16 protein-coding genes and 1 pseudogene are annotated in these 14,762 nt (G+C 50.7%); 7 read left to right on the top strand and 10 right to left on the bottom strand.

Annotated elements, in window-relative coordinates:
• Both J8X26_RS23525 and J8X26_RS23520 read right to left on the bottom strand, forming a co-directional pair.
• Window positions 1-744: Rpn family recombination-promoting nuclease/putative transposase (locus tag J8X26_RS23525; protein WP_208952121.1), on the bottom strand; the 744-nt coding region annotated here is incomplete at its 3' end.
• 81 nt (window positions 745-825) lie between these two features.
• On the bottom strand, window positions 826-1,494 hold the full coding sequence (locus J8X26_RS23520; protein ID WP_208952120.1) for a class I SAM-dependent methyltransferase: 669 nt from the start codon (window positions 1,492-1,494) through the stop codon (window positions 826-828).
• A gap of 215 nt (window positions 1,495-1,709) precedes the next feature.
• On the opposite strand from J8X26_RS23520, the pseudogene J8X26_RS27785 reads away from it, so the two are divergent.
• Window positions 1,710-2,332 (top strand): annotated as a pseudogene (locus J8X26_RS27785) (recombinase family protein); the annotation flags it as partial.
• A gap of 400 nt (window positions 2,333-2,732) precedes the next feature.
• On the opposite strand, the gene J8X26_RS23510 reads toward J8X26_RS27785, so the two are convergent.
• The 4 genes from J8X26_RS23510 to umuD form a co-directional block, all read right to left on the bottom strand.
• Complete coding sequence (locus tag J8X26_RS23510; protein ID WP_208952119.1) at window positions 2,733-3,065, bottom strand: hypothetical protein; 333 nt, start codon at window positions 3,063-3,065, stop codon at window positions 2,733-2,735.
• Window positions 3,062-3,769 carry a ParA family protein gene (locus tag J8X26_RS23505; protein WP_019213415.1) on the bottom strand — a complete coding sequence of 236 codons (708 nt, stop codon included), beginning with the start codon at window positions 3,767-3,769 and terminating at the stop codon, window positions 3,062-3,064. The genes J8X26_RS23510 and J8X26_RS23505 overlap by 4 nt, the downstream gene beginning before the upstream one ends.
• 417 nt (window positions 3,770-4,186) lie before the next feature.
• Window positions 4,187-5,452: a translesion error-prone DNA polymerase V subunit UmuC gene (gene umuC / locus J8X26_RS23500; RefSeq protein WP_208952118.1), complete on the bottom strand. Its 1,266-nt coding sequence runs from the start codon at window positions 5,450-5,452 to the stop codon at window positions 4,187-4,189.
• A gap of 6 nt (window positions 5,453-5,458) precedes the next feature.
• The gene (umuD, locus tag J8X26_RS23495; RefSeq protein ID WP_208952117.1) at window positions 5,459-5,878 is read right to left on the bottom strand and encodes a translesion error-prone DNA polymerase V autoproteolytic subunit; all 420 of its coding nucleotides are present in this window, start codon (window positions 5,876-5,878) and stop codon (window positions 5,459-5,461) included.
• A 160-nt stretch (window positions 5,879-6,038) separates the two neighbouring features.
• On the opposite strand from umuD, the gene J8X26_RS23490 reads away from it, so the two are divergent.
• Window positions 6,039-6,485, top strand: coding sequence for a hypothetical protein (locus J8X26_RS23490; protein ID WP_208952116.1), 447 nt, complete (start codon window positions 6,039-6,041; stop codon window positions 6,483-6,485).
• Here the strand turns inward: J8X26_RS23490 and J8X26_RS23485 are convergent.
• Both J8X26_RS23485 and J8X26_RS23480 read right to left on the bottom strand, forming a co-directional pair.
• Window positions 6,467-7,714, bottom strand: coding sequence for an ISL3 family transposase (locus tag J8X26_RS23485; protein ID WP_208952115.1), 1,248 nt, complete (start codon window positions 7,712-7,714; stop codon window positions 6,467-6,469). The two genes, J8X26_RS23490 and J8X26_RS23485, sit on opposite strands and share 19 nt — an antisense overlap.
• 279 nt (window positions 7,715-7,993) lie before the next feature.
• Complete coding sequence (locus J8X26_RS23480; RefSeq protein ID WP_208952114.1) at window positions 7,994-8,251, bottom strand: hypothetical protein; 258 nt, start codon at window positions 8,249-8,251, stop codon at window positions 7,994-7,996.
• Between J8X26_RS23480 and J8X26_RS23475 the strand changes: the two genes are divergently transcribed.
• On the top strand, window positions 8,237-9,016 hold the full coding sequence (locus J8X26_RS23475) for a hypothetical protein (RefSeq protein WP_208952113.1): 780 nt from the start codon (window positions 8,237-8,239) through the stop codon (window positions 9,014-9,016). The two genes, J8X26_RS23480 and J8X26_RS23475, sit on opposite strands and share 15 nt — an antisense overlap.
• Before the next feature lie 391 nt (window positions 9,017-9,407).
• Entirely contained in the window at window positions 9,408-9,914 is a 507-nt protein-coding gene (locus J8X26_RS23470; RefSeq protein WP_208952122.1) for an antirestriction protein ArdA, read from the top strand.
• A gap of 553 nt (window positions 9,915-10,467) precedes the next feature.
• Here the strand turns inward: J8X26_RS23470 and ltrA are convergent.
• Window positions 10,468-12,135: a group II intron reverse transcriptase/maturase gene (gene ltrA / locus J8X26_RS23465; RefSeq protein WP_208952112.1), complete on the bottom strand. Its 1,668-nt coding sequence runs from the start codon at window positions 12,133-12,135 to the stop codon at window positions 10,468-10,470.
• A gap of 1,090 nt (window positions 12,136-13,225) precedes the next feature.
• On the opposite strand from ltrA, the gene J8X26_RS23460 reads away from it, so the two are divergent.
• On the top strand, window positions 13,226-13,582 hold the full coding sequence (locus tag J8X26_RS23460) for a DUF3085 domain-containing protein (RefSeq protein ID WP_208952111.1): 357 nt from the start codon (window positions 13,226-13,228) through the stop codon (window positions 13,580-13,582).
• Between the two features lie 32 nt (window positions 13,583-13,614).
• On the opposite strand, the gene J8X26_RS23455 is transcribed toward J8X26_RS23460, so the two are convergent.
• On the bottom strand, window positions 13,615-13,848 hold the full coding sequence (locus J8X26_RS23455; RefSeq protein ID WP_208952110.1) for a helix-turn-helix transcriptional regulator: 234 nt from the start codon (window positions 13,846-13,848) through the stop codon (window positions 13,615-13,617).
• Window positions 13,849-13,998: 150 nt separating this feature from the next.
• Between J8X26_RS23455 and J8X26_RS23450 the strand changes: the two genes are divergently transcribed.
• Together J8X26_RS23450 and J8X26_RS23445 are read left to right on the top strand one after the other, a co-directional pair.
• Entirely contained in the window at window positions 13,999-14,316 is a 318-nt protein-coding gene (locus J8X26_RS23450; protein WP_148245162.1) for a type II toxin-antitoxin system RelE/ParE family toxin, read from the top strand.
• A complete protein-coding gene (locus J8X26_RS23445) occupies window positions 14,309-14,599 on the top strand; it encodes a helix-turn-helix transcriptional regulator (protein WP_148245161.1) in 291 nt (96 codons plus the stop codon). The genes J8X26_RS23450 and J8X26_RS23445 overlap by 8 nt, the downstream gene beginning before the upstream one ends.
• Window positions 14,600-14,762 lie beyond the last annotated feature (163 nt).

Below are 14,762 nucleotides of genomic sequence, written 5' to 3'. Positions count from 1 at the left end.
CTTTTCTGCAATTGTCATCAGCGTTTCCTCATGCTGTGGCACCCGGGATGCCAGTGTATTAATTAGCCCGGCGGGATCGAGCGATTCACCCGCCTGCAACATATAGTTTATCACAGATACCAGCTGATCCTGCGTCGTGTATCCGCTTAACAGCAGCGTCACCAGCTGGTCCAGCAGTTCTGTCAGGTCACGCTGGCGAATGTGCTTTTGTAACAGTTCAAGCACCGCCATGCGCCGGTGCTGCATGATTTCATCATCAGGGATAACCGTGATGTCGACCAGCGGGAAATTCCCGCTGTAGAGTTGTGTCGCCAGTTCGGTATTTTCAAACTCCTGCAGCCAGTTCATCGGATACGGATACGGGCTGATTTTTCCCTGATAAAACAGGACCGGTATTACCAACGGTAACGTTTTGTGACCCGCATCAAGATGGCGTTGCATGGCGGCTACGGCATAACGCAACAACCTGAAAGCCATGTGTTTATCTGGCGATGACTGGTGTTCTAATAAACAATAGACATATCCGTCCCCCTGGTCGGTTTTCAGGGAGTACAGCACGTCGGAATAATAAGGACGCAGGTCTTCCTCGACAAAGCTGCCGGAGGCCAGCTGCAGCGTGCTCAGATCGCAAACCGCCAACAGTGCGGGCGGTAAATGTATCTGCAAAAAGTCTCTGGCCGTTTCCGGGTGAGTCAGAAACGTTTTAAACACCGCATCATGGGGTGTCGGTGTGGTTTTTTTCATGGTCTCTTGTCCCACCTTTTCAATATGAAAAAATTCTACCATAGGTTGGTGCCTGCCGCGTTTCTGAGCGTTTTCTGACGGTTATTTTCCTCGGACCTGATTGGTGGCGGTAAATAAGGCGACAACGCCGTGCTGCTGGAGGGTGACATGTTCAAAATAGCGCGATAAGACGACTTTCAACGCCTCATAACTGTCTGAGGTATTGCAGAAAATTCCTTTTTTATTATAAACATTCATTAAATACCGCCCCAACCCGTTGTGCTCAACGTCTTTACCTAAAATGGTCGCGCCATGAAGGATCCCGTCAGGTTTGAGGGCCTGTGAAGCATGTTCAATTGCCCGCGTTTTTTCATCCATAGTGCCGCGTAAACAATGCAACAGGTAGTACAGGGAAACCGAATCATATTGCCCTTTCTCGCTGTCGGGTAACGGCATAAATATGTCATGCTGCAAAACGTGATGTATCCGGTGCGGGCCGATCCGCTTAGCGGCAGAGGCCAGACTGTTTGGATTCAGGTCCATCAGGGTGACGGCATTCGAATTTTCAGGCGTATTGGCAATGTAATAACCCGTGCCAACACCAATGTCCAAATGCTTCGCCGCCATATTTCGTCGAAAGTGATTAAGAAGAATATGCTCAGTATTGCAACGCCATGCGTAGTTATTGGAAAAAGTCAGTACCCATGCGTCATATATTTTGAGAACAAGAGGGCTGTATATTTTCGCCCCCTTTTCATTTCCCATGTCCATTAGCGTGCTTCCTTTTTATATTCAAAATCCGGCCGTTACTGTAAACGATAAATTGACCAGGCTGAAGTTTTGGCACCGGCGCTCATGCCATGACGTTGTCGCAACATCCTATTGTCAATCTTGATGGTTCGATTTGAGTATCCCTATACCGAACTGGCATAATCCGGTACTGTATAATCTGATAAAGATAACCCTAACCAGACTGGTCTCGCTAAATGACTCTAACAGTACCATGGCTATGTTTGTTCGTGCCTACCTGAGGGCTTCAACTAGTGAGCAGGATGCACAACGTGCTCGCGATATGCTTGACCGCTTTGCTCATGAGCATAATGTCATCATCTGTAACTATTATGCTGAGAATGAATCCGGCGCGCGCCTGGAGCGACCCGAGCTTTTTCGTTTGCTCAATGACAGCCGCCCTGGTGATGTGCTGCTTATTGAGGACGTAGATCGTCTTTCACGCTTAAAAGGGGATGAATGGGAGAAACTTAAAGCGATCATCCGTCAGCGTGGCGTGTGGGTTGTAGCCGTCAATGTTCCCACCACCTGGCAGCACCTTTCTCCCAGAGCAAATGAGTTTGATAGCCGAATGTTTGCGGCCATCAATGATATGTTACTCGATATGCTGGCCGCTATTGCACGCCGCGATTACGAACAGCGGCGGGAACGTCAGCAGCAGGGCATAATCAAAGCAAAAGCGGCGGGTAAATACCGTGGGCGGCAGGTCAATAAGCCGCGTTACGATGCCATCAACCGGTTATTGTTGAGTGGTAGCTCCTGGACTCAAGTTCAGAAAACGATAGGTTGCAGCCGAAGCACTATCAGCAGTGCCATCAAGTATGCCGTCTGCCAGCAGGAAGCTAAATCCGTAGTTCAAACTGCAATCCCCCCTTCCCCGCTTTCTATGACGTTGTTTGTGTCGATAGAAAATGGCAGTAAATTTACCCGTGGCAAGAAAAAGACCAGGGAGTTGATTGACTGGTTCATAGAAGCTGAGTTTGAGGGGCAAATTTTAGGGGGGAACGAATACCGGATACCTTTAACCGCTGAAAACGATGAACAACTAAAAGAACAGGTTGAGTATTTATTCAGTTAAATTAATATGATAGCGGATGTCCGTAACTGTATGATCATTGACTGCCTGCTTACCAATGACCAGACGGGCCAGGGATGGGATGATTGTGCCGGTTGTTGGCAGTAAGTCGATGTAACACCCGGCACATTATGTATGAACTAATTTATGTATCTTTCCCGCTTTCCAGTTCTCGTTTCAAAGCCGCTAATGCCCGCTTGAGAGTTTCGCCTAATGGCTCATCAATAATATCGGCGACGCGGTACAGCTCGTCTTTGGTCTCCTGCTCACCCTTAATGTTGATCTGTATATTGCGTCCAGTTTTAAATCGCCGCTTTGACCGTTCGACAGGAGGAGTTGCCGGTGTTGACTGGCGACTGACAAAACCGTGTTCGTTGGCTAGCTCCTCAATTTCTGCGTTGCTTTGCCTTGGTTTATGCTCGGTGATTGATTTAGGCTCGAAATTCTTCAAGCTATCCAATGGATCTACACGACTCATAATGTGACCTTGTCTTGTTGCTGTGACGCATCTGAGGTAATTCTTGCTATCACTTCTCGAGTGAAGGCCTCTGCATTTTCAATTGCTTTATCTACATTTGAAACTTCGTCACGGGGAAGGGTTTCAAGAGGTTGGCGATATGAAAACATCGCCTTGAAAGCGGCCCGTTCATTTAACTCCGTTTCAAAGAATGGAATCCCCCCTGCTTTAAAGCTTTTACGAATATGTCTTGTATCCCGGCTCTGGATTGCGGCCGACGTACGTGTGAACAAAACAGCGTAAGGTAGTTTGTAATCAGGTTTATGCTTCTGAATACCACGTTCATGTGCCCTTATTAACCCAAAGGCTCTACTGGCCTGTTCGGCGTCCAGTTGAGAGCCTTGTGTAGGTACGACTACAAAGTCTGATTCTGCAATCGCATATGCAACTATTGTCGCTGCTGTTCCCTCCAGGTCGACGATTACGAAAGGTGTTTTTGTCGCGGCCTCAGCGATAGTCTCACCGATCGTTTTATCCGTAACGTCTGAAATAATGGTCATGTTTTGTGGGGTATCTCCGCCCTCTGACCAGGTTTTAATAGGGTGGTTCGGGTCGGCATCAATAACGGTGACGGGAACGCGCCGCGCGATCTGCATTGCTAATGCTAAAGCTGAAGTAGTCTTCCCTGCTCCCCCCTTCGGTGATACGAAAACAATAACAGGCATACTCACGTCCTCTCGCTTATGAAGAATTCCTTTTTGAATTCTAAAATGGTTCCATTTGAGAATTCTGACATGATTCTTTTAGGAATTCAATAAAGAATTCTTTTTTGAATTCTATTGTGGTTTCTTTGTGGCTTTCTTTTTAGCATTCTATAGGGATTCAATGATGGATTCTTTGATGAATTCAACTTGGATTCGTTTATGGATTCTATAATGGTACTTTATTGGGATTCTTAAAGGGATTCTTAAAGAGATTCTTTATTGGATTCTTCTTTGGTTTCTACATGAATTCTTAACGGGTTGTATTTAAATTTGTTCATATACCTATGATATATAAGTTTATGTTTTTTGATGTCGGGGGGAGGGGAGGGCATCACCTATAATCGCCTATCCTGTGAATGTACAACGGAGACTAGAGTCTTAAATTTTAGCCGTCGGGATTTCATTCCATTTAGTCGTGTATGCAGGAGAAAGCATATCTCTCTTCATCTTCCAGCCTTTGTCGATGCCCTGTCCTGCAAACCACACTTTTCCCATGCCTGTTGTGTTGATGTGATCGAGTATGCCCATTAGCGCCTCGCTGTTGGGGCGCGGCGGCGATTCGTCAAACATGTCTATCTGTCCGGGCTTATCACAGAAGTCGTTCAGCACGATCCCCGCCTTCTGAAACCGGTAGCCATCTTGCCAGATGCTATCCAGTGCCTTCATCGATGCTGCGACAATATCGCGGGTATCCTGCGTGGCCAGCATCAGCGTCTGGTTGGCGTTGTTTCCGTACTGCGGCTCGTTGGCGTAGGGGCTGGTTCGCAAAAACACGCTTACGTATTTGCAGTACTGCCGCTCCTGGCGGAGTTTCTCGGCGGCGCGCTCGGCGCGCTCGGCGTACTGGCAGACGGCCTGTCTCATATCCTGAAGCTGTGTAATGCGTTCTCCGAAGCTGCGGCTGCAGATGATCTGCTGTTTGGCAGGCAGGGCTTCAATGGATATGCAGGATGTGCCGTTGAGTTCACGTATGGTTCGCTCCACCACGACCCCGAACGTCTTCTTCATCAGGTTCAGGTTGGCGTCCGCCAGCTGCAGCACCGTCTTAATGCCCATAGCATTCAGCTTTTCTGATAACTTTCGCCCGATCCCCCACGTCTCATTCACTGGCAGCAGTGCCATCAGCTTTCGCTGACGGTCGCGGTTACTCAGATCAACGACGCCTCCAGTGGCCGGCCACGTTTTTGCCGCGTGGTTGGCCAGCTTTGCCAGCGTAAGCGTCTGAGCAATCCCGATCCCACAGGTCAGCCCCGTGCGTTGCCGTACTGTCGTCCTGACGCGCTGGCCAAAGGCCAGGTAAGACTCACACGAATCTATGCCGGTGACCTTCATAAATGCCTCGTCGATTGAGTAAATAGTCAGCTCTGGGGCCATTTCTTCCAGCGTGGACATGATCCGTGCAGACATATCACCGTAAAGCGCGTAGTTCGAACTGAAACAGGTTACCTGGTGACGTCTGATGATGTCCTTTGCCTGAAAGTAGGGGGCAAAGCGTTTAATGCCGAGCTTTTTGGCTTCTTTGTTGAGGGCCACAATCGCCCCGTCATTGTTGCTGAGCACGATTACTGGCTTACCCTTCAGGTCTGGCCGAAAAAGTTGTTCGACGCTGGCGTACATTGAGTTGACGTCACAGAGCAGGTACATAGTGTGTTACCTGAAGGAGTGGATGGCGTGTATGACGACGCCGAAGATGTCCAGGTCGTCCGGATTAACAAATATCGGCGAGTATGCCGGGTTCATGGGTTGCAGGCACAGCACCGGATGCGTGCACAGCCGTTTCACCGTGAACTCACCGTCGACGGCGGCAATGACGATGTCGCCGTGGGAGGCCTTTTCTGCTTTATCCACGATCAGCAGGTCGCCCGACAATATCCCGGACTCGATCATCGAATCACCCTCGGCTTTTACGAAGAAGGTTGCTGAGGGATGGCTGATGCAGAACTCGTTTAAATCCAACGTCTTTTCAACGTAGTCCGTGGCAGGGCTGGGGAACCCCGCCTGACAGGTGTCTGCAAACAGCGGGAGCTGCAGTCGTGAGCTGGTCAGAGGGGAAATGATTTCTGCTTTCATGAGGGCCTTAATTGTGCTGTATGAATATGGGTCTTCCCCGATCATGGTGGGAAGGTTCAGAACACCATCTGTTAAATATTCAGTTTTTTACCTCATTCACACCGTATTTATAGCGACTACCTTATAGCCTACGTACATTCATTGGTTGGGTGAGGTTACAATGTCTTTTTGTGTCGGTACGGGCTATTTTTCTGCCTGCATAAGCAATGATAAAATTACTGATATACTCGAGTCGAACACTCCCCCTGAGATGGGCTTATGGGAGCAGATTAAAGAGTTTTTCTTTTCCACTCATCAGGCTGAAGCACAGGATTGTCTTTACCGGCTCTGCCATCCATCTGCTGGAACGACGCCAGATGATGTGGGTGCTCTGTTTGAACGCCTGAAGGAATTAGCCCACCCAGGCTATGCGGATAATATTCAGAGTGACCGGCATGGGGTGAAGCATTTCTGCATCATGGACAACAACGGCGATGAACTTTTGTCGGTGATTTTTGCAGATGATTATACCGTTACAACGGGGCACAGGGGGGCGTTCTTCGCTGACGGGATTGCACGCTCTTATCCTTTACATCCTCAGTTTCCTTTTCAGAGAGGGGTGACGTAAGTAGATGAAATAAAAGCCATATTCAGTCTTCCGTAATGAAACATTACAGCTACTTTAAAGCGTTCCCTGTTCCGGTATCCCCGCGCCTTTATCCTGAGCAGCCGTATTTTTCTGTTCAGGGCCTCAGCGTTACCGTTCGATACCCGATGCTTCATTGAATTCAGTATTCCGTATAACCTTTTGCTGATTGTTCCGGCCATGTTTTTCATGATCGGCACATCGCAACTTCTCGCCAGCGCTATCCACTGCTGCCAGTCTGCACGGCGTTTATCACCCCATGGACGGTTCCAGATCTCTTTCGCCAGTTCTTTCAGAGTCCAGCACTGACTGGTCAGTTGCATCTGCTCTCTCAGCCATGCCAGTTTTTCCTGTCGGGGCTCTGTCATCCATTTTTCACTGTATTGCCACAGGAAGCGGGTTCCTTTTGCCTGACGGTGACTGTCCACCGGAAGCCGGGGATGCTCGTTCTGCCGCGTCTTATCAACGATTTCACCCAGTTGTTTTGCCACATGGAAGCGGTCAAAGGCTATTTTCTCTACAGCACCCGGAAGGTGGATACGTGCGGCTCTGATATATCCGGCATTCATATCCATTGAGAACGTTTTGATGGCCTTCAGCTGGCTGTCAGTGAGGGTACGAAGATAGCTGGCAAGACTTTCTGTTCCCCGTTCATCCGTTAACGCCAGCGCTCGTCCCTCACGATCGGATATCACGGTGATGTACCTGTACCCTTTTTTGAATGCAACTTCGTCCACATTCATATGCCGGGCTGATAACGTTTTTTTTATTCGGGCAAGCCCACGTTTAACTGCCCGGGTCATAATGCCATCAACAGCATTCCAGCTAAGTTTAAGCTGTTTCCTCACAGCATCAACGGTACTGATTTTCAGCCATGATAGAACGAACAATTCGAACAGTAGCGTATACCGACTGCTAGGCCCAGCCCACGGAACAGGCAGCGTCTGGCATCCATGTTCCTGACACATAATGCGGGGAACATCGGCTTCGACGATTGTGGCGAACTGGCAGGTATCAAGGTGACGCCATTTACCATGACGGTGATCGTGAACAGGACAGGATTTACAGCAGGTCGGACAGGCTAACCGGGTGTTTTCAACGATCCCGACAATGACAGTAACAGAACCCGCATTTTCATCGAGAGAAAGTGAATTTACCTGCCACGGCGCTGACAGGTTGAGAATATGAGCGTAGAGGGACTTTTCGTCCATGGAGGTGACCTCTGGCGGTTAAATACCCCATTATCATGCCTTCAGCCACCACAACAAGGGAAGACCCATGAATATACAGTATTATGGTGGGTGTTTTTAGATGTTGGCAAGAAATGTCTGAGAGGTTTTGGTCAGATGCCTGTTTTGTCGGCGGAAATACTTTGAGTGGAAGTTATCCACAGTTTCAGTGTGTAACTTCTGTATGGGTAGGTGATAACCCCTGTAGAGAAGTTATCCACGCTGGCAAAATACTCTCAATAAGGAGGTCGAGGCTCTCCGCTATTTATGCCGGGGCGTGGCCCCGGCGGGCATAAACGCCGTGCCCGCACTGTAGCCCTGCTGCTGCATAAACAAGGGTGCGCTGACGCCGGCGTCCTCACCCGTTCTCGCCGTAAACGGTGCATTCAGCCCGTTTACGTCTGCGCTGCGGCTTGCGGCGTCGCCCTTGTTTATTCCGCTGTGCGCAGGGCTGTCGTGGGGGCACGGCGTAAGTTGCGCCGCACCTAACCGGAGGATTTCATCATGAATACCGCACATACCCTGATCATTCGCCATTGCCGCAATCAGCTGATCGCCCGTGGGTGGCCATCCAGTCTGGAAGTCGAGACAAGCCAGCACTATCGTGCCGGTGACGGCGTTGCGTTTTACGGCAAGCTCAAGACGAAAACCCTGCTTGCTCTGTTGCCCGTCCTTCAGGCCAAAGGCCTGCTGGAGGAAACCGTTGTTGCCGAACTCAAAGAGACCATCACTGACACTCGTTCTTCTGTTCTGCTGAACCGTAACCACCTTAGCGAGCGATACTCTCACGCTGGCACAATGACATTGCGGTATAGCAGTGACATGCAGGCACCTTTGATTCAACTGCTTCTGAAAGCGCTGCGTGCTGAAATCAACGACATCTGCGGCAGGGTTGCCGCAAATGGCTATCGTTTATGCGATGCGGTAAACCCCTCATACAGACCTGCGGTGTTCCAGCGAAAAACACGTAATTTCGTCGTCTCTGTGACAGAAGCTAAACCGGCAGAGCAGGGGATCGATGAGTGGAGCAACGATGCGCTGGACAGCTGCATTGATGCCATTCTCCAGAAAAATGCCACCTTCCGTACGCTGGAAATCAGGATTAGCTACGGTGAAAACAACAAGATACTGGGGCGTTCGTGGGTGAACTATGTGAAGCGTCTGCCCGATCAGCCCGTCCGCTGCTGGTTTGGACGTGAGCTGTTACGTGACGCTGTCACGGAGGCTAAGGAGAATATCGCGGATATGCTCGTCGCACTGGATTCATTTAAACAGGCTGCATGATGAAAACGAGCGATCGGGTTGACTGGTCGCTCTGCATTTCACAGACAAAGGACGTCGCCCGCTCCGCTTTTTTCAGGTTACAGCCCTGAAGGTCTGCAACCCGTGATGAATTTCGACCGGTGTTGTGACGGCTAACGCCGTGCCTTTACGGTAGCCGGGCCGCTGCGGCTGCAAGGGTACGCTTCGCCGCAATACTCACCCGTTCGCACTCATCGTCCGGCACTCTTCCCGTTGCTCACTCGTTCAATATTCACTCGTTCCCCGTTCAGACTACCTCCCTCCCTCGTTTGCGCTGCGGCCTCCGTTTGCGCCCCTGCATCCTCCGCTTTTCGCCCGGCTTTCGTATCGGCACGGCGTAAGCCGGAGCTGTTATCCCATAACCTGCGGAGGAATTTCTATGAGCACTACGACACCTGCTGTATACGTCGGCACGTACCACAAATACAACTGCGGCAGCATTGCCGGCCAGTGGTTTGATCTGACCGATTTTGATTCAGCTGAAGACTTTTATACGGCCTGCAGCACGCTGCATGCTGATGAGGAAGATGCTGAATTCATGTTCCAGGACTGGGAGGGAATTCCCACTCAGTTTGCATCTGAGACTCAGGTGAGCTGGGCGTTTATCGACGCCTATAAGCAGGCTGAGAGCGAAGGGCAGGCAGCAGCATTTTTTGCGTGGTCTGAGTATTCCGGCGAATGTGATTACGACAAGTTTGACGACGCATACCGGGGTGAAGCCGAGAGTGAAGAAGCCTATGCATGCGAGTTTGTGGAGGATAGTGGTCTGCTCAGTGAAGTTCCCGAGTCCCTGCGCGATTATTTTGATTTCGAAGCCTACGCCCGCAATCTGTTTACCGGCGGACTGGTTTTTGTTGATGGCTATGTATTTTCAGCCTGATTTGGCAACCGGCAGGGGAAACCCTGCCATAAAGGAAACCGTATGAAACTCAGCCCGAAACCCGCGACATTATCCGCCAATATAAAACCGCTGTTAATGAGAGTCGTCAGTCAGCTGGCCTGTCGCCGCTTAAAACAGAACGCATTATTGAAGAAATTTGCTACTACATGACGTGCCAGTGTTCCGTCTATATTGGCGGAGCCTTCATCATTCAGCGCGGGCAGAACGCTGCCTTAAAGTAAGTGCCAGAGGCGGTGACCAGCCGCCTTCGTTGCGCGCGAGAAACCCCCTCCGCCTGCGGCGGAACGTGCCATTTCCCGTGGCCTGCGGCCCACGTAAAATCGCCCGTTATCTGCATAATCTCCGTTACAACATAGTGTCCCTGGTTAATCACGTTCTCAGTTCTGATGTGATTTTTCATCGATGTTCTGCTGTCGTTCTGACAATTAAATTCTGACCTCAACAACATGATGTCGGGTAGCAGCAGCGCATTACTGCGCCGCCGCCCCCTAAGAACGGTACGTGCAAGTTTCCCCGCATACCGCTCAAGCCTTTATAAATGCCCGTTATGGGCACCGGCCTCCCTGCTATGTAACTGACGGTGGCAGTTGGGATGTAGCAGTTCAAGATTTGACATGTCGTCGCTGCCACCCATAACCTTCCTGACCCGGTGGTGTATATTCCAGCCTGTCTGGTTAGTGATGAGTTGTCTGCAACGAGGGCAGCACTTACCCTGACGTTTCCACAATGCCGCCACGGTTTTCATCTTCTTCAGTTTCCCGGTCCAGATCAGGTCCAGACGGCGTTCGAAGTAGATTTCCATGCCGGGCGAATAAGGGGTCGCATCTCCTCTGATCTTGATGTGGCGTTTGATTGGCGTATCCATCGCCCGGGTGAGAAGCAGCGTTTTACCCTCTGGGGACGCGGCGCTGAACTGCCAGCGCCTGTCCCCGAACGTGAAATACTTATCTGCGACCCAACGCCGGCCTTTACGTGTATGCCGCCGTTTACACCACTGCCATATTGCCCGCCAGATTTGGGTATCGGCGTAATTAAAGATATCTTTGGCCACGATATGCTGATGATAAGTCGCCCATCCACGGATCACGGGATTGAGCAGGTTTATCAGTTTCCATGCCGGAAGCGTCGGATTGCCTTTAATTATTCTTCTGACTTTGTTCAGAAAGTTTTTCAGATTCTTTTTAGCAGGCTTGATTAGCATCTTACCGCCGTATTTTCTGACGTTCTGACCAAGAAAGTCGAAGCCTTCCCCTATGTACGTTATCGCTGTTTTTTCCTCAGACAGCGCGAGCCCCCGTTTTTGCATAAATTCTGCTATCAGGGGTTTAACCTCATTCTCCAGCAGCTCGCGTGAGATACCTGAGCAGATGAAGTCGTCGGCATAGCGCACATAGTTCACCTGATGTTTTGCCCCGTAATGCTTACTCTTCCTGAATGTGCGCATCAGTTCTCCCTCCAGCCCGTCGAGTGCCATATTGGCGAGGAGGGGAGAGATAATGCCTCCCTGCGGAGTTCCACTTTCGGTGTGATAGAAGACGCCTTTTTCCATATATCCGGCTTTCAGCCATTTCCTGAGGATCCGCTTGTCCATTGGTATACTGGACAGCAGCCAGTCATGGCTGATGTTGTCAAAACACCCTTTGATATCGCCTTCCAGTACCCATTTCGGGGATACTTTCTGGCTCATCCGGTGAAATATGGACTCGATGGCATCATGAGTACTGCGCATGGGCCTGAAACCATAGCTGTTATTGTCAGCCGTAGTTTCTGCCACAGGCTCCAGTGCCAGCAACCACAGTGCCTGCATGGCTCTGTCCCTGATTGTCGGGATGCCGAGTGGGCGCTTTTTGCCATTCGATTTTGGGATGTGTATGCGCCTGAGCGGCTGTGGGCTATAGCCTCGCAGACTCAGGTTGCACATCCCTTTCCATTTTTCATCCGGGGTGCTCCATGTTTTGCCATCCACGCCGGGCGTCCTTCTCCCGGTGTTTTCAGTGACACGCCTGACAGCAACGGCTTTGCCGGAGAACGAACGCGTGAGGATGCGCTGCAACTCCCTGATACGACGCCATTGTTGCTGCCGGGTTGCCTCTGCAATCCGTAGCTGTAGCTTTCGCACCCGGGCATGGCAGGCTCGCCAGTCAATGGCGTGCCAGCCTGCCGGGCGGGGTATCGTGGACACACTGTCGTGTGTATTCATCTCGCTGATATCCTGTTAAAAGCTTTACAGCATTTCATGCAGTTAAAGACCAGACGGAAGTCTGCCCGCTTTCGCGTCGAAGCATGATCCGCTTCGTATCCTGATGATTACCATCAGGCCTTCGCTTTTTCCGTCCTCCTCTGCCCGCACCGCCAACAGTGTTCCTCACGGTTCACCTGCCATCAGGCAGCAATACGGGTTTTCCAGGTTCCGCTTAACATACGAAAGGTCAGGGCGGGTTCTGTCTATTCACCGGAGATCTCAATGTCCATGTGCTCTGGGGGGGACCAGTGGAGCAACCAGATCTCGTACCCTTTTGGTTCAGGCCTTTCAGCATCTTTGGCCTGTTGCCGATAACGGTGTTTATCAACAGTTCACATGTGTTAACCCTTCTGACCAGCCTTGCAATCCAGCCGCATGATGCTTGCAGCAAGGGACAGTCCCTTACGGGACTATCCCCGGGCTGACGCCCGATCTCGTTGTCCCAGAAGCTTCAGACCCTGCCGTTGCCAGCAACGCCTGTTCCGGTAGGCTACAGCTAATGGAATAGCTGGTTTTATCAATGTAAAACAATATGTTAAACGAATTCCTGTCGCACGGCTCCCTTCGGCTCCCTTCGGCTCCCGACCGGCTAACGCCGTTCAGTCGTCAGCCACACTCCGACTGGCAGCTGCTGCGCACCTGCCAGTCTCCGCCGAACCCCTGCGGGTTTCGTCCCTCCCGGGTAGCGTCTGATGGCAACGTCCAGGTCAACCCCTGCAGCTGGCTGACGCCAGCGCTGTAACCGCCCCGTAGGGGCTTTAAGGGACCAGCCAGCCGGTCTTTCTGGCGTTCCCCTTTATGCAGGTGTTCGCTGCGGGGCTTCTTTCTCCGTGGCAGACACTGGCACGGGGCGCTTTGCGGTCAAGGGGACGCTTCGCCGGCCTGACGCCGCCCCTGACCGCTTCGCTGATACCCCGTTCCGGTCTTTTCCCACGGAGCCAGCCTCCCCGCACTGCATGAAACCCAAAAGGGTGACACCAGAAAAGAGGCTGGAAAGTTGAGAAGCGCGTCAGCCTGACGCTGTGTATTTTTTGATGAGGAGATCAGCATGTTGAAGTTTACTGCCAAAAATCTGTTACCTGTCGTGGCTGAAATACGACAGTATGATGCGGCCATGTTACTGGTTAAAGATGAAGGGATTTATGTCCTGTCATCCGAGGGAGAAAGTAAGGACGGGCGACGCACCGTTGCTTATGCTGAGGGCTATGATCCGGCTAAGTTTCCCGACGGTGGCGAATTATATGATGCCTGCGTCGATGCCGTTGGTGGCGACGATTTTGCCGAATCACTCCCCCTTAACGACGACGTTCTGACTGCGTTAGCCGAAGGAAAACATGATTTGCTCATCGTCGTCACTGAAACTCAGATCCGTATTGATTTGGCTCCGGTCGGGAAGGCGTCATGAGTTAAGCCGCGATGGCCGGTGGCGGTGGGTGGTCAGTCCGTTAGTGTGCCGAGAACCTGACAGATTTCCGCGCTGTTTTTTTCCGACAGCGCGGGAAGCAGCAAAGTCAGCGACAGCGAGCGGGTTGCAAGTTCGACGATACGATCGATATGTGGTGATTTCTCGTAAGCTTTATACGTTCGCAGGCATTTACCCAGCTCTTCAGCGGCGCGTTCCTGATCCCAGCCCATCCCTTTTCGCCATAAACGCAATTCATAGCCCGTCATAGATACCTTAAAAAGTGCAATAGTTACACTATTGTAGTGTTTTTTTATCATGGCTGCACCCTCAAAAACATTAACGCAAAAGCTAATATTAGCTTTTGCGTTAATGTTTTTGAGGGTATAATTAGTCATATCGAAAGGGAGATGAACCAGATGTTCGAACTTTTATACCATCCTGAAGCCGCTCAGGAAGTGAAAGCGCTACCGGATGTTCTGCGCGGTAAAATGGCAAGACTATTGGTTCAGTTGAGTGAGCGGGGAAATGAATTACGCTACCCGTTAAGCAGACCCATCAAAAATGGATTGTTTGAACTCAGGGCGTCAGGAACAGATATTGCCCGCACCTTGTTTGTATTCCAGCAGGGGAAGAAAATTTATATTTTACGTTGTTTCATTAAGAAAACTGAGAAGACGCCGCCCAAAGAAATCGTGGTTGCGTTGCAACGACTGGAGGAATTATCTGATGGCTAAAGTAAAAGCAATAAGTCATGAAGACGTCATGAAGACGTTGCTCGATACCCCAGAAGCTATTGCTGCTTTCGAAGAGGCAAAAGATGAGTTTGCGCTGTTGGAGCAGCTCACGGCATGGCGGACTCAGGCGGGACTCACAAAAGCGGACGTTGCGGAACGAATGGGGGTAAAACCTCCGGCAATAAATCGCATCGAAAATAACGTGACGAAAGCCAGCTGGCAAACGCTGAAACGTTACGCGGCAGCCTGTGGTGTTGAACTGGGTATTACCGTCAGGGTGTGATCTGCCCCCTGTATGCAAAGCTTCTATGTGTAGTGACGCACAATGATGATCACTCCGACGCGCAATAAATGCCCCTTTTCAAACCACATTACGTGAGAATGAAATCACGTTTCAAATCACTTTATCTGAGAATCAAACCACATTAGCTGATTCTGAACCACAT

This window comes from Rahnella sp. ChDrAdgB13 (assembly GCF_017655185.1).
GTDB classification, from domain to species: domain Bacteria; phylum Pseudomonadota; class Gammaproteobacteria; order Enterobacterales; family Enterobacteriaceae; genus Rahnella; species Rahnella contaminans.
The sequence above is the reverse complement of the archived record's forward strand: the minus strand, read 5'-3'. Positions and strand labels throughout refer to the sequence as shown.